At 73.2% G+C, this 25353-nt stretch carries 23 protein-coding genes; 13 read left to right on the top strand and 10 right to left on the bottom strand.

Annotated elements, in window-relative coordinates; genetic code table 11:
• Window positions 1–128 precede the first annotated feature (128 nt).
• The 5 genes from ABZ801_RS08590 (at window position 129) to ABZ801_RS08570 (ending at window position 6476) form a co-directional block, all read left to right on the top strand.
• On the top strand, window positions 129–2774 hold the full coding sequence (locus ABZ801_RS08590; protein ID WP_360694612.1) for a DNA translocase FtsK: 2646 nt from the start codon (window positions 129–131) through the stop codon (window positions 2772–2774).
• 334 nt (window positions 2775–3108) lie between these two features.
• Complete coding sequence (locus ABZ801_RS08585; protein WP_344942672.1) at window positions 3109–3858, top strand: RodZ domain-containing protein; 750 nt, start codon at window positions 3109–3111, stop codon at window positions 3856–3858.
• A 67-nt stretch (window positions 3859–3925) separates the two neighbouring features.
• Window positions 3926–5347 (top strand): 30S ribosomal protein S12 methylthiotransferase RimO, encoded by a 1422-nt coding sequence (gene rimO, locus ABZ801_RS08580; protein WP_360694608.1) that lies wholly within the window; start codon window positions 3926–3928, stop codon window positions 5345–5347.
• Window positions 5344–5976, top strand: coding sequence for a CDP-diacylglycerol--glycerol-3-phosphate 3-phosphatidyltransferase (gene pgsA / locus ABZ801_RS08575; RefSeq protein ID WP_344942678.1), 633 nt, complete (start codon window positions 5344–5346; stop codon window positions 5974–5976). Before rimO ends, pgsA begins: the two co-directional genes overlap by 4 nt.
• Window positions 5973–6476 carry a DUF1990 domain-containing protein gene (locus tag ABZ801_RS08570; RefSeq protein ID WP_344942680.1) on the top strand — a complete coding sequence of 168 codons (504 nt, stop codon included), beginning with the start codon at window positions 5973–5975 and terminating at the stop codon, window positions 6474–6476. The genes pgsA and ABZ801_RS08570 overlap by 4 nt, the downstream gene beginning before the upstream one ends.
• A 294-nt stretch (window positions 6477–6770) precedes the next feature.
• Here ABZ801_RS08570 and ABZ801_RS08565 read toward each other — a convergent pair whose 3' ends face one another.
• Complete coding sequence (locus tag ABZ801_RS08565) at window positions 6771–7052, bottom strand: helix-turn-helix transcriptional regulator (RefSeq protein ID WP_360694603.1); 282 nt, start codon at window positions 7050–7052, stop codon at window positions 6771–6773.
• Window positions 7053–7360: 308 nt separating this feature from the next.
• Here ABZ801_RS08565 and ABZ801_RS08560 point away from each other — a divergent pair, with 308 nt between their 5' ends.
• The 4 genes from ABZ801_RS08560 to ABZ801_RS08545 all read left to right on the top strand — a co-directional run bounded on the left by ABZ801_RS08560 (window position 7361) and on the right by ABZ801_RS08545 (window position 10633).
• On the top strand, window positions 7361–8665 hold the full coding sequence (locus ABZ801_RS08560; protein WP_360694600.1) for a CinA family nicotinamide mononucleotide deamidase-related protein: 1305 nt from the start codon (window positions 7361–7363) through the stop codon (window positions 8663–8665).
• A gap of 117 nt (window positions 8666–8782) precedes the next feature.
• Window positions 8783–9154, top strand: a complete 372-nt coding sequence (locus ABZ801_RS08555) for a helix-turn-helix transcriptional regulator (protein WP_285493106.1) — start codon at window positions 8783–8785, stop codon at window positions 9152–9154.
• A gap of 218 nt (window positions 9155–9372) precedes the next feature.
• Window positions 9373–9840, top strand: a complete 468-nt coding sequence (locus tag ABZ801_RS08550; protein WP_360694596.1) for a DNA starvation/stationary phase protection protein — start codon at window positions 9373–9375, stop codon at window positions 9838–9840.
• 82 nt (window positions 9841–9922) lie between these two features.
• Window positions 9923–10633 (top strand): GNAT family N-acetyltransferase, encoded by a 711-nt coding sequence (locus tag ABZ801_RS08545; RefSeq protein WP_360694593.1) that lies wholly within the window; start codon window positions 9923–9925, stop codon window positions 10631–10633.
• A gap of 51 nt (window positions 10634–10684) precedes the next feature.
• On the opposite strand, the gene ABZ801_RS08540 is transcribed toward ABZ801_RS08545, so the two are convergent.
• Entirely contained in the window at window positions 10685–11089 is a 405-nt protein-coding gene (locus ABZ801_RS08540; protein WP_344942699.1) for an ATP-binding protein, read from the bottom strand.
• 243 nt (window positions 11090–11332) lie between these two features.
• Between ABZ801_RS08540 and ABZ801_RS08535 the strand changes: the two genes are divergently transcribed.
• Window positions 11333–12199: an LLM class flavin-dependent oxidoreductase gene (locus ABZ801_RS08535; RefSeq protein WP_360694589.1), complete on the top strand. Its 867-nt coding sequence runs from the start codon at window positions 11333–11335 to the stop codon at window positions 12197–12199.
• A 554-nt stretch (window positions 12200–12753) separates the two neighbouring features.
• Window positions 12754–13851 carry a M43 family zinc metalloprotease gene (locus ABZ801_RS08530; RefSeq protein ID WP_360694586.1) on the top strand — a complete coding sequence of 366 codons (1098 nt, stop codon included), beginning with the start codon at window positions 12754–12756 and terminating at the stop codon, window positions 13849–13851.
• Here the strand turns inward: ABZ801_RS08530 and ABZ801_RS08525 are convergent.
• From ABZ801_RS08525 to ABZ801_RS08495, 7 genes are all read right to left on the bottom strand, one after another.
• The gene (locus ABZ801_RS08525) at window positions 13790–14683 is read right to left on the bottom strand and encodes a LysR family transcriptional regulator (RefSeq protein WP_360694583.1); all 894 of its coding nucleotides are present in this window, start codon (window positions 14681–14683) and stop codon (window positions 13790–13792) included. The two genes, ABZ801_RS08530 and ABZ801_RS08525, sit on opposite strands and share 62 nt — an antisense overlap.
• Before the next feature lie 146 nt (window positions 14684–14829).
• Window positions 14830–15636, bottom strand: a complete 807-nt coding sequence (locus tag ABZ801_RS08520) for a DNA-formamidopyrimidine glycosylase family protein (protein ID WP_360694580.1) — start codon at window positions 15634–15636, stop codon at window positions 14830–14832.
• A 10-nt stretch (window positions 15637–15646) separates the two neighbouring features.
• The gene (locus tag ABZ801_RS08515) at window positions 15647–16111 is read right to left on the bottom strand and encodes an Rrf2 family transcriptional regulator (protein ID WP_344942716.1); all 465 of its coding nucleotides are present in this window, start codon (window positions 16109–16111) and stop codon (window positions 15647–15649) included.
• Window positions 16112–16302: 191 nt separating this feature from the next.
• Window positions 16303–17751, bottom strand: coding sequence for a glycoside hydrolase family 3 N-terminal domain-containing protein (locus tag ABZ801_RS08510; RefSeq protein ID WP_360694576.1), 1449 nt, complete (start codon window positions 17749–17751; stop codon window positions 16303–16305).
• 58 nt (window positions 17752–17809) lie between these two features.
• The gene (locus ABZ801_RS08505; protein WP_344942722.1) at window positions 17810–18658 is read right to left on the bottom strand and encodes a carbohydrate ABC transporter permease; all 849 of its coding nucleotides are present in this window, start codon (window positions 18656–18658) and stop codon (window positions 17810–17812) included.
• On the bottom strand, window positions 18655–19638 hold the full coding sequence (locus ABZ801_RS08500) for a sugar ABC transporter permease (RefSeq protein ID WP_360694573.1): 984 nt from the start codon (window positions 19636–19638) through the stop codon (window positions 18655–18657). The genes ABZ801_RS08505 and ABZ801_RS08500 overlap by 4 nt, the downstream gene beginning before the upstream one ends.
• A gap of 15 nt (window positions 19639–19653) precedes the next feature.
• Window positions 19654–20919 (bottom strand): extracellular solute-binding protein, encoded by a 1266-nt coding sequence (locus ABZ801_RS08495; RefSeq protein ID WP_360694570.1) that lies wholly within the window; start codon window positions 20917–20919, stop codon window positions 19654–19656.
• Window positions 20920–21173: 254 nt separating this feature from the next.
• On the opposite strand from ABZ801_RS08495, the gene ABZ801_RS08490 reads away from it, so the two are divergent.
• Window positions 21174–22394: an ROK family transcriptional regulator gene (locus ABZ801_RS08490; RefSeq protein WP_360694567.1), complete on the top strand. Its 1221-nt coding sequence runs from the start codon at window positions 21174–21176 to the stop codon at window positions 22392–22394.
• A 48-nt stretch (window positions 22395–22442) separates the two neighbouring features.
• Here the strand turns inward: ABZ801_RS08490 and ABZ801_RS08485 are convergent, their stop codons facing one another.
• Window positions 22443–22577, bottom strand: a complete 135-nt coding sequence (locus tag ABZ801_RS08485; RefSeq protein WP_344942731.1) for a hypothetical protein — start codon at window positions 22575–22577, stop codon at window positions 22443–22445.
• Between the two features lie 212 nt (window positions 22578–22789).
• Here ABZ801_RS08485 and secA2 point away from each other — a divergent pair, with 212 nt between their 5' ends.
• On the top strand, window positions 22790–25162 hold the full coding sequence (gene secA2 / locus ABZ801_RS08480; protein WP_360694564.1) for an accessory Sec system translocase SecA2: 2373 nt from the start codon (window positions 22790–22792) through the stop codon (window positions 25160–25162).
• Window positions 25163–25353 lie beyond the last annotated feature (191 nt).

Below are 25353 nucleotides of genomic sequence, written 5' to 3'. Positions count from 1 at the left end.
GCCTCGCCCGCCCCTCGAAGCCCCGCCCGGCGCGACGTCCGGGCGGGGGAGGTCGTGAGGGACGGGTGTGCAACACGCCGCCTTCGGTGCTCGCGGAACCCGTGAGGTGCTTGGCTAGTCTCAGCATCATGGCCACACGTGCGTCCGGGGGAGCGAAGGGGGCTGCTGGGCGTGGCAGAGCGGCCTCGGGGTCGTCGCGCACCCGGTCGGCCGCGGCGCGCAAGCCCTCCGGCTCGCCGGCTCCGCGAAAGCGTCCGAGCGGCGGTGCCCGGGGCGGTGGCGGCCGCGGGTCGGCCAAACGCCCCCCGCAGCAGCCCGGTCCGTTCTCGCAGCTGTTCGTCGGTCTGTTCACGCTGCTGTTCAAGCTCTACCACCTGCTGGCGGTGACGGTCGGGTCGGTGTTCCGCGCGTACGGGCGCGGCGCCCGTGACCTGGACGCCGAGCACCAGCGCGACGGCCTGGGCCTGGCGCTGCTGGGCGGCGCGATCGTGCTGGCCTCGGTGACGTGGTGGCGGCCCGACGGCGTGCTCACCGAGGCGCTGGAGCAGGTGGTGCGCGGCGGCCTCGGCGTGGTCTGCATGGGCCTGCCGGTGCTGCTGGCCGTGCTGGCCTGGCGGGTGCTGCGCCATCCCGAGCACAACGAGGAGAACCCGCGCATCGTCATCGGCATGACGGCGCTGGGCGTCGGCGTGCTGGGCATCCTGCACATCGCCGCGGGCGGCCCGTCCCCGGCCAAGGACATGGAGGGCGTGCGGGCGGCGGGCGGCGTCGTCGGCTGGCTGGCCGCCGCGCCGCTGGAGGCCGCGCTCAGCGGATGGGTGACGGTGCCGCTGCTGATCCTGCTGTCGGCGTTCGGGCTGCTGGTGGTCACGGCCACGCCGATCAACCGGGTGCCCGAGCGGCTGCACGACCTGTGGTCGGTGGCGACGCTGCAGGGACGCCCGGAGCGTCCCGGACGGCGCCCCGCCGCCGCGGACGAGGGCGACGAGGCGCCCAAGCCCAAACGCCGCCGCAAGAAGACGCAGCAGGACGACGACGAGCTGGAGGTCGGCGAGCACTCCAAGCCGTACGACACCCCCGTCCTGGAGGAGAAGCCGAAGAAGACCGCGCCGCAACCGGATCTGGCCGACGACCTGTTCGGCCCCGATCCGTTCGGCTCGCCCGCGCCTCCCGCGGCCCTCCCCGACCCGCCGCCGGAGCCCGAGCCGGTGACCGAGGCGGTGTCCGAGCCGCACGCCGCCGCCGAGGTGCCGGACCCGACCCCGGCGCCGCGCCGTGCCGAGCAGCTGCCGCTGTCGTCGTCGGGGGAGATCTACGAGCTGCCCTCCCCGGCGGTGCTGCGTCCCGGCACGGCGGCCAAGCCGCGCACCAAGGCCAACGACACGGTGGTGCAGGCGCTCACCGGGGTGCTGGAGCAGTTCGACATCGACGCGCAGGTCACCGGGTTCACCCGGGGGCCGACGATCACGCGGTACGAGATCGAGCTGGGCCCGGCGGTGAAGGTCGAGAAGGTCACCGCGCTGACCAAGAACATCGCCTACGCGGTCAAGAGCGCGGACGTGCGGATCATCTCCCCTATCCCCGGCAAGTCCGCGATCGGCGTGGAGATCCCCAACGTCGACAAGGACATCGTCAGCCTGGGCGACGTGCTGCGCTCGCCCGCCGCGACCAACGAGCAGCACCCGATGGTCGTGGGGCTGGGCAAGGACGTCGAGGGCCGCACGGTGGTGGCGAACCTGGCGAAGATGCCGCACATCCTCATCGCGGGCGCCACCGGGGCCGGCAAGTCGACCTGCATCAACGGGCTGATCACCTCGGTGCTGATGCGGGCCACCCCGGACGAGGTGCGGATGATCCTGGTCGACCCCAAGCGGGTCGAGCTGACCATGTACCAGGGCATCCCGCACCTGATCACCCCGATCATCACCAACCCGAAGAAGGCCGCCGAGGCGCTGGAGTGGGTGGTCGGGGAGATGGACCGCCGCTACGACGACCTGGCCGCGTCCGGGTTCCGGCACATCGACGACTTCAACAAGGCGGTGCGGGCGGGACGGCTCACCGCGCCGCCCGGCAGCGAGCGCGTCTACCAGCCGTACCCGTACATGCTGGTGATCGTGGACGAGCTGGCCGACCTGATGATGGTGGCGCCGCGCGACGTCGAGGACTCGGTGGTGCGCATCACCCAGCTGGCCCGTGCCGCCGGGATCCATCTGGTGCTGGCCACCCAGCGGCCCAGCGTGGACGTGGTGACCGGGCTGATCAAGGCGAACGTGCCGTCCCGGCTGGCGTTCGCCACCTCCTCGCTGGCCGACAGCCGCGTCATCCTCGACCAGCCGGGCGCGGAGAAGCTGGTCGGGCAGGGCGACGCGCTGTTCCTGCCGATGGGCGCCAGCAAGCCGATGCGCATCCAGAACGCGTTCGTCTCCGAGAAGGAGATCCACGCCGTCGTCGACCACTGCAAGAAGCAGATGGAGCCCGCCTACCGGGAGGACGTCACCGAGGCGGCGGGCCCGAAGAAGCAGATCGACGAGGAGATCGGCGACGACATGGACCTGCTGCTGCAGGCCATCGAGCTGGTGGTCAGCACGCAGTTCGGGTCGACGTCGATGCTGCAGCGCAAGCTGCGCGTGGGGTTCGCCAAGGCGGGCCGGCTGATGGACCTGATGGAGAGCCGCGGCATCGTCGGCCCGAGCGAGGGCTCCAAGGCGCGCGACGTGCTCACCAAACCGGACGAGCTGGCGGAGGTGCTGGCCAAACTGCGCGGCGAATCGTGAACCGCGCGGAGAATCATGGGAGAACACCCGCCGCCGGACCGTGATGATCGCATACGATCGCCCCACCGCGGGCGGCGCGGCTGCTCCGTCCGTCGCCCGCGTTCGCGGACAATCCGCCATAAATCCCTCGTCATACCGAAAATGATCTTTGGTCGGCGGGTGCGGCGGAGGGACGACGCCTTCGGTGTCGTTTCCCTCGTCGGCATGGCGGATTGATGCGAAATCTTGCCCAGTTTCGAACGTGTTGCCTGTCGCCCAGCGGGCATTGCGATTTCTAGACTGGTGTCACAGGAGTGTGGGGACGGTCCATGGCGCGCTCTCAGGGAGGCCCGGCGTGAGCATTGGTGAGACCTTGGCGAGGGAGCGTCAGCAGGCCGGTCTCACCGTCACGCAGGTGAGCCTGAGAACCCGGATCCGCGAGACCGTCATCCGCGGCATCGAACGCGACGACTTCAGCGCCTGCGGCGGCAACTTCTACGCCCGCGGGCACATCCGCAGCATCGGCCGCGTGATCGGCATCGATCCGGAGCCGCTGGTGCAGGAGTTCGACGCCATGCACGGCGGCGCCCCCGCGCCGATCTCCGCGGTCACCGCGTTCGAGCCGGAGAACCCGGTGCCGTTCCGCGAGCGCCGCGCGCCGAACTGGAGCGCGGCGATGGCCCTCGCCCTGGCCCTCGTGGTCATCTACGGGGTGTTCCAGGTGTTCAGCGGCGACTCCGCGCACCGCACCGCCCGGCAGGTTGCCGGGTCACCCGAGCTGCCCGCGGCCTCCCCGTCCCCCACGCGCACGCAGCGGGCCGAGGAGCCGGTGGCCGTGGCGCCGCGCAAGAACGTCCAGCTCGCGGTGCAGGCGCGGCGCAACACGTGGCTGAGCGTGCAGGGCGACAAAGGCCGTGAGCTGTTCAGCGGCACGCTGCGTCCCGGGCAGTCGCGCGAGTGGACGGCCAAGAAGAAGATCAGCGTCATCATCGGCAACAGCTCCGGGGTGCGGCTGACCGTCAACGGCAAGAACCTGGGCACCCCCGACCAGAACGGCGGGGTGGTCCGGCTGAGCTTCACGCCCAACGACCCCGACGCCGCCTGATCCGCCGGTTCGGGCGGGGTGCCCCCGAGCGGTCTGCGCGGGGCCCGCGGCCCGTTACCGTTAGGACATGTCCATACGCCGCACGGTCTCCCTCGTCACACTCGGATGCGCGCGCAACGAGGTGGACTCCGAAGAGCTCGCCGCCCGCCTGGAGGAGTCGGGGTGGGGCCTGACCGACAACGCCGACGACGCCGACGTGGTCGTGGTCAACACCTGCGGTTTCATCGAGGCGGCCAAGAAGGACTCCATCGACACGCTGCTGGCCGCGCACGACTCGGGCGCCAAGGTCGTGGCGGCGGGCTGCATGGCCGAGCGGTACGGCAGGGAGCTGGCCGAGGCGCTCCCCGAGGCCGACGCGGTGCTCGGCTTCGACGACTACTCCGCGATCGGCGAGCGGCTGGACGACGTGCTCGCCGGACGCCGGCTCACCCCGCACACCCCCCGCGACCGCCGCACGCTGCTGCCGATCTCGCCCGTGGAGCGGTCGGCGTCCGCCTCGGCCGTCGCGGTCCCCGGGCACGGCGCGCCCGCGGACCTGCCCGACGGCGTCGCCCCGGCGTCCGGGCCGCGGGTGCTGCGGCGCCGGCTGGGCGGCGGGCCGGTCGCGCCGCTGAAACTGGCGTCCGGCTGCGACCGCCGCTGCTCGTTCTGCGCGATCCCCGCCTTCCGCGGCGCGTACGTGTCGCGTCCCCCGGCCGAGGTGCTGGCGGAGGCGCGCTGGCTGGCCGGGCACGACGTGCGCGAGCTGGTGCTGGTCAGCGAGAACTCCACCTCCTACGGCAAGGACCTGGGCGACCTGCGCGCCCTGGAGAAGCTGCTGCCCGAGCTGGCGGCGGTGGACGGCGTCGAGCGGGTGCGCGTCAGCTACCTGCAGCCCGCCGAGCTGCGTCCCGGCCTCATCGAGACGATCTGCCAGACCCCGGGCGTCGCGCCGTACTTCGACCTGTCGTTCCAGCACGCCTCGGGGCCGGTGCTGCGCCGGATGCGCCGGTTCGGCGACCGGGAGCGCTTCCTGGAGCTGCTCGACCGCGTCCGCGCGCTGGCGCCGGAGGCGGGCGTGCGGTCCAACTTCATCGTCGGGTTCCCCGGCGAGACCGACGACGACCTCGATGAGCTGGTCGCGTTCCTGTCCGCCGCCCGGCTGGATGCGGCGGGCGTCTTCGGGTACTCCGACGAGGACGGGACCGAGGCCGCGACCCTGGACGGCAAGCTGCCGCCCGAGGAGGTCGCCGCCCGGGTGGAGGAGGTGTCGGCGTTGGCCGAGGAGTTGACCGCGCAGCGCGCCGAGGAGCGCGTCGGGACGCGGGTCGAGGTGCTGCTGGAGGACAAGACGCCGGACGGCGCGTTCGAGGGACGCGCCGCCCACCAGGCGCCCGAGGTGGACGGCACGGTGGTCGTGCGCGGCGCCACCGGGGCGGCCCTCGGCGACATCGTCACGGCCACCGTGACCGGCAGCGACGGCGTCGACCTCGTGGCGGACATGTCATGATCGCCGGAGCGCCCGACCCGGTGGCGGGCTCGGCGGGGCCGCCCGGCGCCTCCGGTTCGTCCACTCCGCAGGCCAGCGTCTACAACATCGCCAACGGCCTGACGATGCTGCGCATCCTCATGGTGCCGGTGTTCGTGTGGCTGCTGTTCCAGGACGGCACGGCCTGGCGGCTGGCGGCGTTCGCGACGTTCGCGGTGGCCTCCGTCACCGACAAGATCGACGGCGATCTGGCCCGCAGCCGCGGCCTCGTCACCGACTTCGGCAAGATCGCCGACCCGATCGCCGACAAGGCGCTGACCGGGGCGGCGCTGATCGGCCTGTCGGTGCACGGCGAGCTGTGGTGGTGGGTCACCGGAATGATCCTCACCCGGGAGATCGGCATCACCGTCCTGCGCCTGGTGGTGATCCGCTACGGCGTGATCCCCGCCAGCAAGGGCGGCAAGCTGAAGACGCTGCTGCAGGTCATCGCGATCGGCCTGTACATCCTGCCCGGCCCGTTCGATCCGGTGCGCTGGGCGGCCATGGGCGCGGCCGTGGCGGTGACGGTGGTGACCGGCGTGGACTACGTCGTCCAGGCGTGGCGGCTGCGCCGCGCCGCGCGTCCGGCGCCGTCGGGGAAGGTGCCGTGACGGGGCTGACGTACGCCGAGGTCGGCGCCACCGAACGCGGCGCCCTGCCCGGCGGCTACCGGCACCTGCGCCACCGCGCCCTGGTCGGCTCGGGGCCGCGCGCGATGCGGGAGGCGGCCGACGCCGTCCTGGAGTTCTGGATGCACCGCGCGGCGGGCGTGCGCATCGACGCGTCGGCGCCGCGGGCCGCGCCCGGCGTGCACGTCGAGTCGCGCATGGGCGTCGGCCCGCTGAGCCTGTCGGCGCCGTGCCGGGTCGTGTGGGCCGAGGACGGTGAACGCCGTGCGGGCTTCGGCTACGGCACCCTGCCGGGGCATCCCGCCACGGGGGAGGAGTCGTTCGTGGTGGAGCTGGACGACATGGACGACGTGTGGCTCCAGGTGACCTCGTTCAGCCGCCCCGCCGGCTGGCAGATGCGCGCGGCAGGCCCCCTGGCCCCGCTCTTCCAACGCGTCTACGCCCATCGCCTGGGCACCACCCTGCGCCGCCTGGTCCACTAGGCGCGCAGGTGCCCGGCGCGGGCGTCTCCCGGGGTCTCCCGGGTCTCCCGGGGCGAGCGGGGAGTCCCCGGCGGGCCGTCGCCCTGGACCCGCCGGGGAGAACTGTGGAGGGCGCTCCGGACGCCCTTGGTGCTGGACGGACGTCTCCAGCCTCGGTCATCAGGCGTGGCGCCGCAATTATCCTTTTGGATGAAGCCGTCGAATGCTCTCGATGGCCCCTATTCTGACAAGCGCGCTGACCAGGGCGATTTCAGTGGGTGGAGCATGGTCCGGGCGGGCCTGTCCGGCGTGTGTTCACCCGGGCGAGTCGCGCTGCTGGTGGAGCAGGGCGGCCAGCCCGGCCTGCAGGCGCGACTCCAGGCCGAGGGTTCTCAGGACCTTGGCGATGTGGGCCTTGACGGTGTGCTCGCTCACCTCCAGCGCCACCGCGATCTGGCGGTTGGACATCCCCCTGCCGAGCAGCAGGAAGACCTCCAGCTGGCGGGAGGTGAGGCGGTCGACCCGGGCCAGCGAGCCGATCCAGTGGCGGTCGATGTCGGCGGCCGGGGCGGGGAGCGTTTTCGCGGGATGTGTCATGAGTTCTCGGGGAGACGGATGACCAATATTGTGGTCAGTCCTAACCGTCCTGGTCAGGATCCGACAATGCTTCCGATCGGCCTGTTCCGGACACGTTCCACGGTCAACCCGTCGGGCGGTTCGGCCGTCCCGCACGATTGAAAGGATTCAGTGCGGCCGCGCGCCCGGGATGTGCTGACGATCAGGATCGCCCCCTCGGCGGCGGCGCCCGCGGCGTGTCGTCCCGCCGCTGTCCCGCCGCCCCGATCCCCGGTAGGCCGTCGCGGCGCGAGTAGATTCGGTGCTCACTGCTGGGGAGAGGGGACGCGATGCGGGTCGAGTTGCTCACCGTCGGGGACGAGCTGCTGCTCGGCGACACGGTCAACGGCAACGCGGCGTGGCTGGGGCGGCGGCTGACCGACCACGGCCTCGAGGTGACGCGCAGCGTGGTCGTCGGCGACGAGCTCGACGAGATCGTCGAGGCGGTCACCGAGGCGCTCGGCCGGGCGGACGCGGTCATCACCACCGGCGGCCTCGGCCCGACCAACGACGATGTCACCCGGGACGCGCTGGCCAAGGCGGCGGGCGTGGCGCTCGTCCGCGACCCGGTGCTGGAGCGGCGGCTGCGCGAGCGCGTCGCCGCGGCCGGGCGCGAGCTGCGGCCGATGGCGCTGCGCATGGCGGACGTCCCCGAGGGCGCCGGGCTGCTGGCCAACTCGGCGGGCAGTGCCCCGGGCCTGCGGGTGCGGCTGCCGGGCGGGACGGTGTACGCGCTGCCGGGCGTCCCGTCCGAGATGCGCACGATCATGGAGGAGGTCGTGCTGCCGGAGCTGACGGGCGTCGCACGGTCCCGGGGCCACGGCCTCCCGCAGGCCCGCCGCGTCCTGCGCACCGCCGGCATCTGGGAGTCCGAGCTCGCCGCCGCGCTGGCCCCGGTGGAGGCCCTCGACGGCGTCGCGGTGGCGTACCTGCCCGCGCCCGCCGAGGTGCGGGTCCGCGTCACCGCCGCGCCGGACCGGCTCGACGACGTCGAGCGGCGCGTCCGCGAACTGCTCGGCCCGGACGCGGTCTACGGCGTGGACGACGAGACCCTGGACCGGGTCGTGCACCGGCTGCTCGCCGAGCGGTCGGCGACGGTCGCGACCGCCGAGTCCCTGACCGGTGGGCTGATCGGCGCCGAGCTCACTGAGATGCCGGGCTCGTCGGCGACGTACGCCGGGGGAATGGTCACGTACTCCACGTTGTTGAAGCAGACGATGCTCGGCGTCCCGGCCGATCTGCTGGCCCGGCACGGCGCGGTGCATCCGGACGTGGCCGCGGCCATGGCCTCGGGCGTGCGGGAACGCCTCGGCGCGACCTACGGCGTGGCGGTCACCGGCGTCGCGGGTCCCGACCCGCAGGACGGGCGTCCCGTCGGCACCGTCTTCGTCGGCGTTGCCGGCGCCGAAGGACCGCCCGTGGTGATCGAGCCGCGACTTCCTGTGCCCGGCACCGGTGCCGAGGCGCGCGGCATGATCCGCCGGATGACCGTCGTGCACGCGCTTGAGCTGCTGCGACGCGTCCTGCTGGGCCTGCCGGTGCGATGGGAGGCGGCTCTCCGTGGCGGCGACGCTCGCGAAGATCGGGAAGTCTAGGGCTGATTACAGCGTTACGTTCCAAGCGAACACGAAATCCACGGTCTGCCACCCCCGCGTCGAAGGCGGGTACGGTGGAACCGTCAGATGGTCCACACTGAGGGAGGGAGCGAGACGATGGTCCTGCTTCGCCAGCTGCTCGGTGACGTACTGCGGCAGCTGCGGCTGCGCCAGGGACGCACCCTCCGCGAGGTGTCCGCGGCGGCACGGGTTTCCCTCGGCTACCTCTCCGAGGTCGAGCGGGGACAGAAAGAAGCCTCTTCGGAACTGCTCTCCTCGATCTGCAAGGCCCTGGGGGTCCCGCTGTCGCACGTGCTTCGTGAAGTGGCGGACCAGCTGGCCCTGGCCGAGCTCCAGCACGAGCCGGTGCTGGCGGGCGCACCGCCCGAGCACGAGCGCATCTCCGACGAGCGGATCCCGTCCGAACGCATCCCGGCCACCCCGGAGGAGATCACCGGCGAGTTCCGCGCCGACATGGTCGCGGCCTAGCACGGACACACGGCGGCCCGCCCCGGCCGCCCGGCGCGCGGCGTACGCCCGTGCCCTGCCTGGTACGCCCATGCCCCCTGTGCCGTGAGGCTTGTGCCTTGAGGTGACCTGGGGTGGTACCGCCTGATGTGGGCGTTCTCACGGGTGAACATGGCAATTGTGGGGAGCCTTCCACTGTTGACGCCGATACCGGTCAAGTGACGCGGAAGGAGCCCGACATGGCAACGGTCAAGAGCCCGCTGGGTGATGAGGCTCGCAAGGTCGTGGCGGAGGCGCTGCAGGGCGCCCTCGTCGACATGATCGATCTGTCGCTGTTCGCCAAGCAGGCCCACTGGAACCTGACGGGCCGCAACTTCAAGGTCGTCCACGAGCACCTCGACGAGGTCGTGGAGCTGGCCCGCACGTACACCGACGAGATGGCCGAGCGCGCCATCGCCCTCGGGATCAACCCCGACGGCCGGGCCCGCACCGTTGCCGACCGCACCCCGATCCAGCAGCTGGAGCCGGGCTACGTGGCCGACGACAAGGTGGTGGCCGCGATGACCGACGTGCTGGCCCAGCTGATCGAGCGGTTCCGCGAGCGCGTGCGGGCCACCGACGAGCCCGACCCGATCACCCAGGACCTGCTCATCGAGGCCACCAGCAAGCTGGAGATGCAGCACTGGATGTTCCAGGCCCAGCTGTGATATCAGGTGGCGCGACGTCCACGATCGTCCGACGCCGAAGCCCCGGCCGGGAGCGGCCGGGGCTTCGCATGAGGAGGGGCCGGTGACGGTCTTCGACCGGCTGGTCGACCAGGCGTGGCCCGCCGCGCACGTGGAGGACGCGCACGGCTGGCGGCTGCGCTACGCGCACGGCGTCACCAAACGCGCCAACTCCGTCTGGCCCGCCGCCGAGCCCCCCGACCTGCCCGCCGCCGTCGAGGCCGCCGAGCGCTTCTACTTCGACCGCGACCTCCCGGCGGTGTTCTCCGTCAGCCCCTGGTCGCGTCCCTCCGGCCTGGACGACATGCTGCAGCGTCGCGGCTACGCCGTCGCGGACCCGACCCTGGTCATGACGGCCGACCTGGCCGCCGACCGTCCCGTCACCCGGGACGTCGCGGTCGCCGGCGCGCCGTCCGGCACCTGGCTGGACACCTGGTGGTCGGTCGACGGCCGCCACCCCGACGCGCTGCCCGCCGCCACCGGCATCATCACCGGGGTGCCCGCCGCGTACGCCACGCTCGGTGACAGCGTGGGGCGCGCCGTCCTCCAAGGCGACTGGCTCGGCGTCTACTGCATGGCCACGGCCCCTCACGCGCGCCGCCAAGGACTCGCCCGCGAAGTGCTGCACGCCCTGCTCAACCACGGACGCGCCCAGGGTGCCCGCCGCGCCTACCTATGCGTGACCGAACGCAACGCGGCCGCCCAGGCCCTCTACACGCGCGCGGGCTTCGTGCCCCGGTCCCGCTACCACTACCGCGTCAGAGCACGCGCTTAGGGCGTTCCCGTCACCGTGTCGGGCCCGGCCCGCTGTGTCCCCCTCACGGTGTCACCGCGCGTCCAGGACGAACCAGACGGTGAATCCGTGGCCCCGGCGCCGCACGCCCCACGCCAGCGAGTACGCCTCCACGATCCGCAGGCCCCGCCCCCGTACCCCGTCACCCGCGTCCAGCACGCGCGGCACCGATTCCGCACCGCCGTCGTCGGTGACCTCCCCCCGCACCCGCTCCCGCCCGATGACCAGCTCGACCCGGATGCTGCCGCCGAGCCCGGAGTCGGTGTGGCGCAGCGCGTTGGTCATCAGTTCCGACACGCACACCGAGCAGTCGTACAGCCCCGGATGGTCGGGTCCGAGCACGTCGCTCAGCCAGCGCCGCACATGCCCGACCGCCCGCTCGATCCCGGGCACCACCAGCGCCTCAAGCCGCGGCGCGGGAACGTCGCTCGCTCGCATGGCCCTCTCCTTCCTCACGGCGTCGTCGCAAGGATGAACGGGGCCCTCCGCGCCGTATGACACGCTTTCACGGTCAGGGCGTTCTTCCCTGAGCACCAACGGACTGTGTCACAAGTGCCACATGAGCCCGCCTCCGCCGCGGCGGCCGACGCGCCTGCCTCGGGACGGCCATGGGAATTGCGTCGCGGATCCGGCGGGGATATCCGCTCGCTGAGGGCAGCCGGACTCGGGCACGATGATCACATGACTGGTCTGGGTGTGGTGTTCCGGCCGCAGGTGCCGCCGGAGCGGTTGCGCGACGTCGCGGTGGCCGCCGACGAGGCGGGGCTCGAACAGCTGTGGCTGTGGGAGGACTGCTTCTTCGAGAGCGGCGTCGCGGCGGCCGCCGCCGCGTTGGCATGGACGCGGCGGGTGCGCGTCGGCGTGGGGCTGCTGCCGGTGCCGTTGCGCAACGTCGCGCTGGCCACGATGGAGACCGCCACGCTGCACCGGCTGTTCCCGGGACGCGTCGCGCTGGCGGTCGGGCACGGCGTCCAGGAGTGGATGGAGCAGGTCGGCGCCCGCGCCGAGTCGCCGATGACGCTGCTGCGCGAGCATCTGACGGCGATGCGGGCGCTGCTGCGCGGCGAGCGCGTCACCACGGACGGCCGGTACGTCAGGCTCGACGACGTCGCGCTCGACTGGCCGCCGCCCACCGCGCCGGCGATCCTCGCCGGGGCGACGGGGCCGCGCACGCTGCGGCTGACCGGCGAGTGCGCCGACGGCACGGTGCTCACCGCCGACACCGAGCCGGACGCGCTGCGCCGGGCGCGCGAGCTGGTCGAGGAGGGACGGACGGCGGCCGGGCGCACCGGGGACCACGAGATCGTCGTCTACCTGCACGCCGCCACCGGGCCGGACGCGGCCGCACGCCTCCAGGCCGAGTTCGACCGCAACGCGTCGCGGACGCCGTTCGGGGCGGCCGGGGACGCGGCGGCCGTCGCCGAGGCGGTGGCGCGGCTGGCGGACGCGGGCGCCGACACGGTCGTCCTGCAGCCCACGGCCGACGAGCCCGATCTCGAGGGATTCGTGCGCTTCGCCGCCGAGCAGGTCCGGCCGCTCATCCCCTGAACACCCGCAGGTCGTCTTCGCGCACCGCGCCGGAACGATTCATTCCGGCCGGTCGTCGACGAGGCCGGGCAAGGACCGGGCAAACTCGCGGATTCGCCTGTCCCGTCTGTTCGGAGGGACGCCCCGCCGGGCTCCCGGCAATGGCGGCCCCGATCGAGATTCAGGTCTTCGAAAAGTAATCGACAATGGCATTTCGCGGTTGACAGATATGTCGTTCGTCGCCATATTCTGAGAAAAATGCACACGTTGACGTCGTTGTCGACGTGAGGTGAATCGCGCCTCGCGTGGCCGTTCTGTAGGGCGCGGACGCGCGCGACAGGTGACGCCTCGCACGGGGGCTTCGGAAGGCGGGGTGGTAGCGACATGCCCGAATGGAGCGGGAAACGCTGGCTGCACTCCCATGAGGAGGATCGCGGCGACGTCCGGGTCTACCGGCCGGCCGACTTCCCGTTCCCGCGTTCACGCGGCCGGCACGGGTTCGAACTGCGGGACGACGGAACCGCGGTCGAACACTATTCCGGACCCGACGACCGGCCGCGCACGAGGACCGGCCGATGGCGGGCCGAAACCCCGGACCGCGTGCGCCTGTCCTTTCCCGGCGAGCGGCCCAGGGAAACGACCCTCGAAATCCTGGAATCGTCTCCGGATCGGCTGCTCGTCATCCCGCGCGGATAACGCGCTCGCAGCAAACCACCCGACAGTTCCCCGGCGGGCCGAGGGACACCGACGGCGTCGTCATCACCGACAAGGCGTTCGGTACGACCGGGACGGCCGCCCCGCCGTTCCACCTCGGCCGCAGCGCGACGCACGAGGTCGGGCACTGGCTGAACCTCTTCCACATCTGGGGCGACGACGGTACGGCGTGCACCGGCTCCGACCAGGTCGACGACACCCCCAACCAGGCCGGGCCCAACTTCGGCTGCCCGCAGTTCCCGCACATCACGTGTGGCAACGCGCCCAGCGGCGACATGTTCATGAACTACATGGACTACACCGACGACGCCTGCATGTTCATGTTCACCAAGGGGCAGACGGTGCGCATGCAGGCCGCGCTGGACGGGCCGCGCGCGTCCATCGGCACCAGCCAGCTGCTCAGGCCCGCGCTCTTCCGCGCCTGGAAGGGCATCGGCGGCGACCCGGGGCTCTACGTGTCGTCCACCGGCGACGGGCAGCAGTGGACGCCGCAGATCCTGTTGCCCTTCGTCGGCGCCAGCAGCGGCGCGTCCGTCACCGAGCACGGCGACCTGCTGCACATGGCGTGGAAGGGCCTCGACGGAGACCCCGGCATCTACCACTCCAGCAGCGCCGACGGCGCCAACTGGCGGCCGCAGAATCTCGTGCCGGCGGTCGGGACGAGCCACAAGCCGTCCATCACCGCGTCCAACGGCGTGCTGCACATGGTGTGGAAGGGCATCGGGACGGACCCGGGCATCTACCACTCCACCAGTGCCGACGGCCTCGGCTGGTACCCGACGTTGGGAATGAGCCGCCCGGCTCCGTGGCGGCTCCGGGCCGCCACGGAGCCGTCATGGCGGGCCTGCCCGGCACGGTGTCACGGACGTGCCGCGGCAGGCCCCGGGCCCGCCTCGTTCACGGCGCCTTGGGCAGGTGGGCGAGGACGGTGTCGGCGAACTCCACGGCGAGGGGGCTGAGGGCGTCCCAGCTGCGCGCCGCCCAGCCCGCCGCCAGCGGCGGCAGCTCCGGGATCGGCACGAGCCGCACGTCGCCCCGGGGGCTGCGCGTCCAGCCGGGCAGCGCGGGCAGGACGGCGTGCCCGAGCCCGAGCTCGGCCAGCAGCAGCGCGGTGTCCCAGTCGGCCACGCTCGTGGTGGAGTCCAGGCGCACGCCGTGCCGCTCCAGATGCCCCGTCAGATGCCCGCGCGACGTCGACTGCTCGGGCAGCTCGATGTGCCGGGTCCCGGCCAGGTCGGCGAGCGAGACCGACTCGCGGCGCGCCAGCGGCGCGTCCGTGCGCACCGCCAGCACCCACGGCATCCGGTACGAGGGACGCTGCTCGATCCCGTCCACCGGCGGGCCGATCGTCACCCACGCCAGGTCGGCGTCGTGGGCGTGCACCGCCTCCAGGCAGCGGCGGCTGGAGTTGGCCGTCTGGAACTGCAGTGTCACGTCGGGGTGGCGGTCCCGGAACACCGCCACGCCCGCCGCCATGAAGTGCCGCACGGTGGTCGCGCCGGTCGCGATCCGCACCGTGCCGCCCCGGCCGCGCCGCAGGTCGTCCAGTTGCCGCAGCGCCGCGTCCAGCCCGGCCAGGCCCTCGGCGGCCGCGCGCCGCAGGACCTGCCCCGCCCGGGTGGGCACCACCCCGCGCGGCCGCCGCTCCAGCAGCACCAGGCCGGTCTCCCGCTCCAGCCGCTTGACGTGCTGGCTGACCGCCGACTGGCTGCACGACATCTCCCGCGCCACCGCGCTCAGGCTCTGCGCCTCGCACACGGCCACGAACACCCGAAGGTCGTCCAACGTCATGCCGTCCAAGGTAAAGCTTGGGGATTGGCAAGCGAACCCGAGAATTGACTTCACCTTCCGCGCGGCGGAGGATCGCCAGAGAAGGCGGCGACCCGCCCGGGGGCTCGCGCGACCCCGGCGGGCGCCGACCGCCGGCCTCGGGGGAGCTACGGAGTGCCGCCCGCCGGGGCGGGCTGGCAGCGCGGGCACCAGAAGGTGACACGTTCGGCGGCGTCCGGCCCCTGGTCGGCGCGTTCCACGCGGGTGCCGCAGCGGCGGCAGGGGCGGCCCGCGCGTCCGTAGACCCAGTGCTCGCGGCCGGGACGCCGGTCGCCGGTGGTGATGTGGCCGTAACGGTCCTTGTTGGCGTCCAGCAGCCGGTGCGCCAGCTCCACCAGCCCCGGCAGGTCGGGCACGTCGCCGACGGGCGTCCAGGGGTGGACGCCGCGCAGGAACAGCACCTCGGCCTTGTAGACGTTGCCGACCCCGGCCAGGCGGGTCTGGTCGAGCAGCGCCTCGCCGATCGGGCGCGCGGGCCGCTCCTCAAGCCGCCGGACGGCCTCGGCGGCGGGGCCGGGGCCCCACGCCGCGTCCAGCAGGTCCGGGCCGAGGTGCCCGACGGCGCGGTGCTCCTCGGCGGTGCGCAGCAGCTCCACGACACCGAGGGAGTAGCCGAGCGCCAGCCATTCGGCGTTGCCGAGGACCAGGCGGATGCGGTGGTCGCGCGGGGGAGGCCCGGCGGCCCGGCGCACGCGCCACACGCCCTCCATCATCAGGTGCGTGTGGACGGTGACGCCGCCGTCGACGCGCACGAGCAGGTGCTTGCCGCGCGCGACGGCCTCGAGGACGGTGCGTCCCCGCAGGTCGGCGGTCGCCAGCCGGGGCACCCGGAAGTCGCTGCGCGTCAGCGGACGCCCGGCGAGCGCCTCGTGCAGGCGCCGGGCGGTCTGCCAGACGACGTCGCCCTCGGGCATGGTGCGTCCCTCAGATGAAGGACGGGCTCTCCCAGGCGGCGGGGTCCTCGGTCAGCTTGCGCACCGGCTCGGGCAGCTCGCCCGACGCGATGTGGGCGAGCGAGACCCGCTCCAGGATGTTGCGCTCGCTGGCGCGCAGCGCGATCCACACCTCCTGCAGCGAACGGGCCGGGCCCTCGTAGCCGACGTGCTCGGGACGCTCGCCCCGCACGCCCAGCAGCGGCCCGTCGATGGCGCGGATGATGTCGGCCAGGGAGATCTGGTCGGCCGGCCTGGCCAGCCAGTAACCGCCCTCGGGGCCGCGCTGGCTGCGGACCAGTCCGGAGCGGCGCAGCTGGCCGAGGATGTTCTCCAGGAACTTGGGCGGGATCTGCTGCGCCTCGGCGAGCTGGACCGCTGTCACCGGGTGACTCCCGGCCACAGCCAGCTCCGCGGCGGCACGCAGCGCGTAGTCGACCCGGGCGGACAATCGCATGACAGCATTATCCCTTGCCGATCGGACTGGTTGGGCTTTGTCTCCCGCCCCGGTCTGCGGGCACCACGGCGGCCGGGACGGCGGACGCGGCGAAGGGGCAGTTCACAGCGTTGCCGGAGCCGGTCGGCGGGCGGGTGCGGCATGTCCCCGCACGGCCGCCCCGGCGGCGGCCGTGCGGGGACACGCGGCGGTCAGGTCAGGCCGAGAAGCTCGGCGGCGGCCTGGGCGTTGGCGTGGGCGGCGCCGTAGGTGGCCAGGTGGACGGCCCCGTCCGGACGCCACACCGGCAGGCCCATCTCCACCACGACGGTGTCGGGACGGGCGGCCACCAGGGCCCGGGCCAGGGCCCGCTGTCCCGCGTGGCGGTGCGCGTCGCGCAGCACGACGACGAGACCGCGGCCGCTGGCACGTTCCAGCACACCCGTCGCCTCCGCCGCCGAACCCTCGGCCCGCACCGCGTCCGGCGCCCACGGGCCGAGCCCCCACGGGGTGGGGCCGACCGCGATGTTGCCGGTCGCGGCCACCTCGACGACCAGCGGGGCGTCCCCGCCGCCCCGCCAGTCGGGCAGCTCGCCCGACACCCGGACCGCCCGGCGGGCCGCCTCCAGCCCGGCGGCGCGGTCGGCGGCGGCCGGGGCGCGGTCCGCCAGCCAGTCGCGCAGCGCGCGGGTGCGGGCCGCCGCGTCCGCCAGCCGGTCCAGGGGCAGCCGCCCGATCCGCACCGCCTCCTCGATCGCCGCCAGGACGGCGCGCAGGCTGTCGTGGTGCTCGCGCGACCCCAGGCACAGCAGGTCGGCGCCCGCCAGCAGGGCCCGCACGGACGCCTCGGGGATCCCGATCTCGCCGCTGGCGCCGTCCATGTCCAGCGCGTCGGTCACGATCACCCCGTCGTAGCCGAGGCGGCCGCGCAGCAGCCCGGTGATCGCGGCGGGCGACAGGGTGGCCGGGACGCCCTCGGTGACCGCGGGCAGGTTCAGGTGCCCGGTCATCACCGCCCGCGTGCCCGCCCCGATCGCCGCGCGGAACGGCACCAGCTCGCGGCGTTCCAGCAGCGCCATGTCGGCGTCCACGATCGGCACGCCCAGGTGGGAGTCGGCCACGGTGGCGCCGTGGCCGGGGAAGTGCTTGGCGCACGCGGCCACGCCCGCCTCCTGGGTGCCGGTCACGGCGGCGGCCGCGTGCCGGGCCACCAGCTCGGCGTCGGAACCGAACGAGCGGGTGCCGATCACCGGGTTGTCGGCGGCGGTGTTGACGTCCACCGACGGGGCGAAGTTGAGGTTCACCCCCACCTCGGCCAGTTCGGCGCCCAGCGACCGGTAGACCCGGCGGGTCAGCTCGGGGTCGTCGACGGCGCCGAGCGCGGCGTTGCCGGGATAGGGGCTGGCGGTCACGTGCCCGGTGAGGCGGGTGACGTCGCCGCCCTCCTCGTCGATGGTGACCAGCGGGTCGCCCGCCTTGCGCAGCTCGGCGGTCAGCGCGGCCAGCTCGTCGGTGCCGGGCACGTTGCCGTTGATCGCGAAGACGGTGACGCCGCCCAGCCCGTTCTCCACCTCCTCCAGCAGCCAGCGGGGCGGCAGCGCGCCGGGGAAGGCGGGCAGCAGCGTGCCCCGCGCCAACCGGATGATCTCGCTCTCACTCATCCCCGCCTCCCGCTCGGCTCCGGGGCGCCAAGAAGGCGCCGCCTTCCCTCCAGCTCGCTCATCCCTTCACCGCCCCGGCGGTCAGGCCCGCGACCATCCGGCGCTGGACCAGCAGGAAGAACGCGATGACCGGCACGGTCAGCAGCGTGGAGGCGGCCATGATCGGCCCCCAGGCGTTGCCGCTGCGGCCGAAGAAGAACTGCAACATGATCGGCAAGGTGTATTTGTCCTGGTCGTCGAGGAAGGTGAAGGCGAAGATGAACTCGTTCCAGGCGGTGATGAACGAGAAGATGCTCGTGGCCACCAGACCCGGCGCCACCAGCGGCAGCAGGACGGTGACGAACGTGCGCACCGGCCCGGCGCCGTCGATGGCGGCGGCGTCCTCCAGTTCGCGCGGCACGGCGGCGACGAAGCCGCGCAGCATCCAGATCGCGAACGGCACCGCGAAGGCGATGTCCACCACCAGCAGCCCGGCCAGGCTGTTCAGCATGTCCAGCCGCTTGAGGTCCATGAACAGCGGGATGACCAGCGCCTCGCACGGCACCATCTGCACCACCAGCAGCATGATCAGGAAGGTGGTGCGGAACCGGAACCGGAACCGGGCCACGGCGACGGCGGCCAGCAGCGCCAGCAGGCTGGACACCAGCACCGTGCCGAGCGCCAGCAGCGCGCTGTTGCGCAGGTACTCCCAGAACGACACCTCGGCGATGCCGCCGTTCAGCACCAGGTCGAAGTGCTCCAGGGTGGGATGCGCGGGCAGCGGCCGGGGCGTGGTGCTGAAGATCTCGGTGTTGGGCTTGAACGCCGTCGACACCATCCACAGCACCGGGAACACGGCGACCGCGAAGACCAGCAGCCCGGCGCCGTTCAACGCGGCCTTGCGCACGCCCTTGGTCCTCGCGGTCATGACGTCTCCCCCTGCCGCACCATGACGCGCACGTACACGGCCGTGACGATCAGCAGGATCGCCGTCAGCACCAGCGCGATCGCCGAGCCCATGCCGAGCTTGGGATTGAGCGACCCGAACGCCTCGGAGTAGGCGTACAGGGACAGGTTGAAGGCGTCCCGGTTGGCCATGCCCGCCATGACGAACAGCTGGGTGAACACCTTGAAGTCCCAGATGACGCTCATCACGACCAGCACCATGAAGATCGGCTTGAGCAGCGGGAAGGTGATCCGCCAGAACGCGCGCCACGGGCCGGCGCCGTCCACCCGCGCCGCCTCGTACAGCTCGCCGGGCAGGCTCTTGAGCCCGGCCAGCACCGAGACGGCCACGAACGGGCAGGACTGCCACACCACGCACACCGTCAGCACGGTGTAGGTGGGCAGCGGGCTGGCGAACCAGTTGAAGTCGGCCCAGCCGCCGCCGACCAGCGCGTCCGGCAGCAGGTCCAGGAACCAGTTGACCAGGCCGCCGGTGGTGCCGAACAGCCAGGAGAAGATGATCGCGGCGGTGACCGGCGGGGTGGCCCAGGCGACCATCACGCCCCCGGCGACGAACTTGGACATGCGCCGTCCGAGCCGGTTGAGCAGCAGCCCCACCAGCGTGCCGAGCACCAGCGTGGCCGTCACGGCGACCACCGCGAACAGCACGGTCTGACGGAGCGTCTGCCAGAAGAACGGGTCGCCGAGGATCGTCTCGAAGTTGCCGGTGCCGACGTTCTCGGCGGGCTCGCCGCGCAGCTGCCGGTTGCCGACCTTCTGGAACGACATGATCCCGATCTGGACCATCGGCCAGAACATCAGCACCGCGATGACGACGACGGTCGGCGCGATGAGCAGGTACGGGCCGTAGCGCGGCCCGCGGCGAGGGCGGCGGGGGCGGGCCCGGCCGGAGGGGTCGCTCCGGCCGGGCCGCCTGCGCACCGCCGGAGCGGTGTCGAGCATGGCGTCAGCCCCCGATCACGGGTTGAGCAGCGTGTTGGCCTGCTCGTTGGCCTTCTTCAGTTCCTCCGCGGCCGGACGGCCCTGCATCACGGCCTTGACCGCGTTCGGCAGCACCTTCTTGGCCTGCTCGAACTCGCCCCAGCCCGCGCTGATCGGCGGGAACTTGGTGTTGGTCGCGATCTGCGTGAAGGCCGCGAGCGTGGGGTCGGTGAAGCTGACGTCCGAGCGCATCGAGGAGAAGCCGCTGTAGTCGGCCCACGCCTTGGCGTTCTTGGCGTTGTTGAGGACGGTGATGTAGTCGAACGCGACGTCCTTGGCCTTGCTGTCGTTCCACACCGCCAGGTCCGAGCCGCCCGCCATGACCGGCGCGTTGCCGCCGTTCTTGCCGGGGATCGGGAACACCGCCCACTTGCCGGCGTCCTTGTCGGAGATCTTCTTCATCTCCTTCAGCGCCCAGCTCCCGTCGATGTACATGCCGAGCTTGCCGAGCGCGAAGTCGCGCTGCGGCCCCTCCAGCTCGTTCTTGCCGACGTACTTGGCCGGGGCGACCTTGTCCCGGGTGACCAGCCCGGCGTAGAAGTCGACGGCCTCGACGGCCGGCGGCTGGTCGAGCTTGCCGACGAACTTCTCGCCCTCGGGGACGGCCACCTCGCCGCCGTTGCCCCAGATGAAGCTGAGCAGCGCGTTGGTCTGGTCGCTGGGCGCGCCGATGCCCGGCACCTTCTTCTCGTCCTGGATCTTCTTGGCCGCCGCGGTCAGCTCGGCCCACGTCTTGGGCGGCTGGATCCCCAGCTCCTGGAACCAGTCCTTGCGGTACCAGACGGCGCGCACGCCGCCGTACCACGGCACGGCGTAGGTCTTGCCGCCGGAGCGGTCGTTGGCCACCGCGGTCTTGTTGAGCTTGCCGCCGTCGGCCCAGCCGTCGAACTTGGCGGTGATGTCGGCGAGGCTGCCCTGCTCGATGTGGGACTGGACGTCGGTGTTGCCCAGCTCGGTGACGTCGGGGCCCTCGCCGCCCGCCGCGGCCTTCTGGAAGGTGGTGGCGACCTGCGGCCACGGCACGTACTTGACGACCACGTCGGTGTTGGGGTGCTTCTGCTTGAACTCGGCCTCGACGCCGTCGAGGAACTTGGTCTGCTCGGGCGTCCCGTCGCCCATCATCCAGACCTTGAGCTGGGCGGGGCTCTGGCCCGTGCCGCCATCGTCGTCGTTGCCGCCGCCGCAGGCCGTGGCGGCCAGGGCGAGCGCGGCCGTCACGGCCGCTGCCTTGATGTACTTCACTGGGGGTCCTTTCCGGCTCTTCCAGCGGGCGGGCCTCGCGTACGTGTCCGGGCGATGCGGTGGAACCGGCGGGGAGCCCGTAGGGTCCCAGCCATGGCACCGAATCGGCCCCGTGACGCCCTGCTCGTCGGTCGGCGCTGTCGTGCGGCCTGGTCCGGCACCGGCGGCGGTCCGGCCGCCTGGGCGTAAACTAACAAGAAAGTTTCCTAAACAAAACCGCCTGTTAGCGGATTGAGACGTTGGAGGGGTGGGCCATGGCAGGGCGCCCGGGGACGCCGCGGCTGCTACGCGAGCTCAACGACCGTGCCGCGCTTGAGCTTCTGGTCACGCAGGGGCCGCTGACCCGCGCGCAGATCGGCGCGCACACCGGGTTGTCGAAGGTGACCGCCTCCCAGCTGCTGGCCCGGCTGGAGGAGCGGGGGCTGGTGCAGGTGGTGGGGGAGCGCGCCGGGGGACGCGGGCCGAACGCCGCGCTGTACGCCGTCGTGCCGTCCAGCGCCTACGTGGTGGGCATCGAGGTGGGGCCGGACGGGGTCACCGCCGCCGTCGCCGACATCACCGGCGTCGTCGTCGCCCAGGTCACCGTGGACCCCAACGGCGCCGACGACCCCGTCAGGACCGTGCACAGCGCCGTGGTGCGGGCCTGCCGCTCGGCCAGGGTCGCGCTGCGCCGCGTCACCGCGCTGGTCATCGGCACGCCCGGCGTCGTCGACCCGCGCACCGGCGACGTGCAGTTCGCCTTCGACCTGCCGGCCTGGCACGAGGGCGTGCTCGCCGCCCTGCACACGGACCTGCGGCGTCCCGTCGTCATCGAGAACGACGTCAACCTGGCCGCCATCGCCGAACGCGCCTACGGCGCGGCGCACGGCGCCGAGGACTTCGCCCTGGTGTGGCTGGGCCGCGGCATCGGCCTGTCGGTCATGCTCGGCGGACGCCTGCACCGAGGGCGCTCGGGCGGCGCGGGCGAGCTGGGCTACCTGCCCGTCCCCGGCGCGCCCCTGCCGATGGGCTCGGCCCGCCGCGACCACGACGCCGAGGGCGTCACCAAGTCCAGCTCCTGGGGCATTCCCGCCCTGGCCGGAGGTTACGGCTCCCTGGTCAGCACCGACGCCGTGCTCGACCTCGCCCGCGCGCACGGTCTCACCGAACCGACCGCCGTCGACTGCGTCCGCGCCGCCGCCGCCGACGAGGACCTGGGCGGCGCCTTCCTGGACGAGCTCGCCGACCGCATCTCCTACGGCGTGACCTCGGTGAACATCGTCCTGGACCCCGGACTGGTCGTGCTGTCGGGCCAGCTCGGACGGGCCGGCGGACGTCCCCTCGCCACCCGCATCGAACGCGCCGTGGGCCGCTACAGCCCCACCCGCCCGACGGTGGCCGTCACCGAGGTCGAGGGCAACCCCGTCCTGCGCGGCGCCCTGCACGCCGCCCTGGAACAGGCCCGGGAAGAGGTGTTCTCCGCCCCCGCGGGCTGACGCGCCGGCCGGCGCCTCCGCGCGGAGTCACGCCGGAGGCGCCGCGGTTCACCGCGCGGGACGGCGGACCGGCGGATGCTCGCGGCGCCGCCGAGGGTCCCGCATGGCGCGGTCGAGGACGGTCTGGCTGATGATCTGACGCTTGCGCCGCTGCGCGGCGACCCACCGTGTCGTCGGTGTCATGGCGACTCCCCGTTCCGCGGTGACCCGGCCCCCGGGTCACCGCAACCCCCTACGACCCGATCATCCCAGGACCGCGGCGCCGGCGGATCCGCCCAAGGGAGGAGAACGCGGACGAACCCCTCAGACCTTCTGCCGAGGTCGCGTGGAACCCTGGAAGGGAAGGCGCCCGCGACGTCTTCCCGGCATCGAGCTGATCAAGGACACTCGTCGTCATGGCATTGCGCGACCGGCTGCGCCGCCTCCTGCAGCGACCCGGCACCGTCGACCTGCGGCCGTTCGAGGCCGTGGTCGCCGAGGCCGCCGCCCGCGAACCCGAGGTCCGCGCCCTCTCCGACGAGGCCCTGACCGCACGTGCTGTTTCGGGGGGCGACCCCCGTTCCCCCGTCGGTCGGTCAGGCGATCCTCGCTCCGCTGGCGCTCCGCTGCGGTCGCCTGACCTCCTGGCCCTGGGCCGGGAGGCGGCGCGGCGGACCCTTGGCGAGCGGCCGTACGACGTGCAGCTTCTCGGCACCCTGGGACTGCTGTCGGGGCACGTGGTGGAGATGGCCACCGGCGAGGGCAAGACCCTGGTGGGCGCGCTGGCCGCCGCCGGGTACGCCCTGAGCGGCCGCCGGGTGCACGTGATGTCGGTCAACGACTACCTGGCCCGGCGCGACGCCGAATGGATGGGGCCGCTGTACGCGATGCTCGGCGTGACGGTGGCGTGGGTCGGGCAGTCGTCCACCCCGGACGAGCGCCGCCGCGCCTACGCCGCCGACGTCACCTACGCGCCCGTCAGCGAGGTCGGGTTCGACCTGCTGCGCGACCGCCTGGCCACCGACCCCGCCGACCTCGTCCTGCCCGAGCCGGGGGTCGCGCTGATCGACGAGGCCGACTCGGTGCTGGTGGACGAGGCGCGCGTGCCGCTCGTCCTGGCCGGGGCCGCCGACGCGGCGTCCGCCGACGCCACCTACGCCGAGCTGGTGCGGCGGCTGCGGCCCGGCCTGCACTACACCGCCGACGAGGAGGCCCGCAACGTCCAGCTGACCGCCGCCGGGGCCCGCGCCGTCGAGCACGCCCTCGGCGGGATCGACCTGTACGCCCCCGAGCACCTGGACGCCCTCACTGCCGTCAACGTCGCCCTGCACGCCGAGGTGCTGCTGCAGCGCGACGTCGACTACATCGTCCGCGACGGCGCGGTGAAGCTGGTCAACGCCTCGCGCGGGCGGGTGGCGCTGCTGCAGCGCTGGCCGGACGGACTGCAGGCGGCGGTCGAGGCCAAGGAGGCCCTGGAGGCGTCCCCCAGCGGCGAGATCCTCGACTCCATCACCGTTCAGGAGCTGGTCGGCCGCTACCCGGTGCGCTGCGGCATGACCGGCACCGCCCTGGCCGTCGCCGGTCAGCTCCGCGAGTTCTACGACCTGGAGATCGCGGTCATCCCGCCCAACCGTCCGTGCGTGCGGGTGGACGAGCCCGACCGGCTGTACGCCACCGCGGCCGACAAGGAGGTCGCGATCGTCGACGAGATCGCCGCGGCGCACGCCACCGGCCGGCCCGTGCTGGTCGGCACCCTCGACGTCGCCGAGTCCGAACGCCTGGCCCGCCGCCTGGACCGCGCCGGCCTGCCCTGCGTCGTCCTCAACGCCAAGAACGACGCCGAAGAGGCCGCGATCATCGCCCGGGCCGGGGCCCACGGCGCCATCACCGTCTCCACCCAGATGGCCGGGCGCGGTACCGACATCCGCCTCGGCGGCGGCGTCCCGCCCACGGCCGCGTCCTCCGCCCCGCCGCCCGCGGCCGACCACGACCGGGTGGCCGGCCTCGGCGGCCTGCTGGTGATCGGGACGGGCCGCCATCCCAGCAGCCGCCTGGACGACCAGCTGCGCGGCCGCGCCGGACGGCAGGGCGACCCGGGCGGCTCGGTGTTCTTCGCCAGCCTGGAGGACGACCTGGTCACCCGGTACGCGCCCGACGAGTCCCACGACGGGCCCGCCGCGCCGGACGGGCGGGTGGACGCCAAGGGCGCGCACTGGATCGTCGACCACGCCCAGCGCGTCGCCGAGGGCGTGGACATGGAGATCCACCGCAACACCTGGCGCTACCACCACCTGATCAGCCTGCAGCGCCGCGAGGTGCTCGCCGAACGCGACACCGTCCTGCGCGGCGACGCCGCCGACCGGCTGCTGGCCGACCTGCGCCCCGAACAGCACGCCCGGCTCGTCGAGGCGGCCGGCCCCGAGCCGGTCGCCGCCGCGGCCCGCCAGATCATGCTGTTCCACCTCGACCGCTGCTGGGCCGAGCACCTGGCCTTCCTCGCCGACCTGCGCGAGGGCATCCACCTGCGCTCGCTCGGCCGCGGCCTGGACCCGCTGGTCGAGTTCAACCGCGAGGCCGTCCCCGCGGGCAAGCGCCTGCTGGGACGGGCCCGCGACCGCGCCGCCGACACCTTCGACACCCTGGAGGCCGCCGACGGGCGGGTCGACATGCCCGGAGCGGGACTGGCCCGCCCCTCGGCGACCTGGACCTACGTCGTCCACGACAACCCGTTCGGGTCGCTGGACGAACGAGCCTTCCGCGGCCTGGTCGCCATGTTCCGCCGCCGCTAGGCGTACCGGGCCACGGCGTCGGCGACGTCGGCCGACCGGTGCGCGCCGGGGGGCTGGGCCGCGGCCGACCGTTCGCCGCGCCGCCGGGCCCGTGCGACATCGCGTACCTGGGCGGGCCGCGCACCGTCGCCATCGCGCTCGCGGGCCTGTGCGCGGGCGCCGGCCGTGCCGCCGAGGGCGGCGCGGGACGG

This window comes from Actinomadura sp. NPDC047616, from assembly GCF_040642915.1.
GTDB lineage: Bacteria > Actinomycetota > Actinomycetes > Streptosporangiales > Streptosporangiaceae > Spirillospora > Spirillospora miaoliensis.
Note: the sequence above shows the minus strand (reverse complement) of the source record. Positions and strands in the feature narration are given on the sequence as shown.

What these genes read in the sequence shown, in the direction of transcription:
- ABZ801_RS08565 (WP_360694603.1), bottom strand. Translation starts at nt 7,052, where the DNA reads ATGACACATCCCGCGAAAACGCTCCCCGCCCCGGCCGCCGACATCGAC.
- ABZ801_RS08590 (WP_360694612.1), top strand. Translation starts at nt 129, where the DNA reads ATGGCCACACGTGCGTCCGGGGGAGCGAAGGGGGCTGCTGGGCGTGGC.
- ABZ801_RS08505 (WP_344942722.1), bottom strand. Translation starts at nt 18,658, where the DNA reads ATGACCGCGAGGACCAAGGGCGTGCGCAAGGCCGCGTTGAACGGCGCC.
- ABZ801_RS08500 (WP_360694573.1), bottom strand. Translation starts at nt 19,638, where the DNA reads ATGCTCGACACCGCTCCGGCGGTGCGCAGGCGGCCCGGCCGGAGCGAC.
- ABZ801_RS08550 (WP_360694596.1), top strand. Translation starts at nt 9,373, where the DNA reads ATGGCAACGGTCAAGAGCCCGCTGGGTGATGAGGCTCGCAAGGTCGTG.
- pgsA (WP_344942678.1), top strand. Translation starts at nt 5,344, where the DNA reads ATGATCGCCGGAGCGCCCGACCCGGTGGCGGGCTCGGCGGGGCCGCCC.
- ABZ801_RS08490 (WP_360694567.1), top strand. Translation starts at nt 21,174, where the DNA reads ATGGCAGGGCGCCCGGGGACGCCGCGGCTGCTACGCGAGCTCAACGAC.
- ABZ801_RS08555 (WP_285493106.1), top strand. Translation starts at nt 8,783, where the DNA reads ATGGTCCTGCTTCGCCAGCTGCTCGGTGACGTACTGCGGCAGCTGCGG.
- secA2 (WP_360694564.1), top strand. Translation starts at nt 22,790, where the DNA reads ATGGCATTGCGCGACCGGCTGCGCCGCCTCCTGCAGCGACCCGGCACC.
- ABZ801_RS08560 (WP_360694600.1), top strand. Translation starts at nt 7,361, where the DNA reads ATGCGGGTCGAGTTGCTCACCGTCGGGGACGAGCTGCTGCTCGGCGAC.
- ABZ801_RS08535 (WP_360694589.1), top strand. Translation starts at nt 11,333, where the DNA reads ATGACTGGTCTGGGTGTGGTGTTCCGGCCGCAGGTGCCGCCGGAGCGG.
- ABZ801_RS08520 (WP_360694580.1), bottom strand. Translation starts at nt 15,636, where the DNA reads ATGCCCGAGGGCGACGTCGTCTGGCAGACCGCCCGGCGCCTGCACGAG.
- ABZ801_RS08515 (WP_344942716.1), bottom strand. Translation starts at nt 16,111, where the DNA reads ATGCGATTGTCCGCCCGGGTCGACTACGCGCTGCGTGCCGCCGCGGAG.
- rimO (WP_360694608.1), top strand. Translation starts at nt 3,926, where the DNA reads ATGTCCATACGCCGCACGGTCTCCCTCGTCACACTCGGATGCGCGCGC.
- ABZ801_RS08485 (WP_344942731.1), bottom strand. Translation starts at nt 22,577, where the DNA reads ATGACACCGACGACACGGTGGGTCGCCGCGCAGCGGCGCAAGCGTCAG.
- ABZ801_RS08525 (WP_360694583.1), bottom strand. Translation starts at nt 14,683, where the DNA reads ATGACGTTGGACGACCTTCGGGTGTTCGTGGCCGTGTGCGAGGCGCAG.
- ABZ801_RS08530 (WP_360694586.1), top strand. Translation starts at nt 12,754, where the DNA reads ATGGCGGGCCGAAACCCCGGACCGCGTGCGCCTGTCCTTTCCCGGCGA.
- ABZ801_RS08540 (WP_344942699.1), bottom strand. Translation starts at nt 11,089, where the DNA reads ATGCGAGCGAGCGACGTTCCCGCGCCGCGGCTTGAGGCGCTGGTGGTG.
- ABZ801_RS08510 (WP_360694576.1), bottom strand. Translation starts at nt 17,751, where the DNA reads ATGAGTGAGAGCGAGATCATCCGGTTGGCGCGGGGCACGCTGCTGCCC.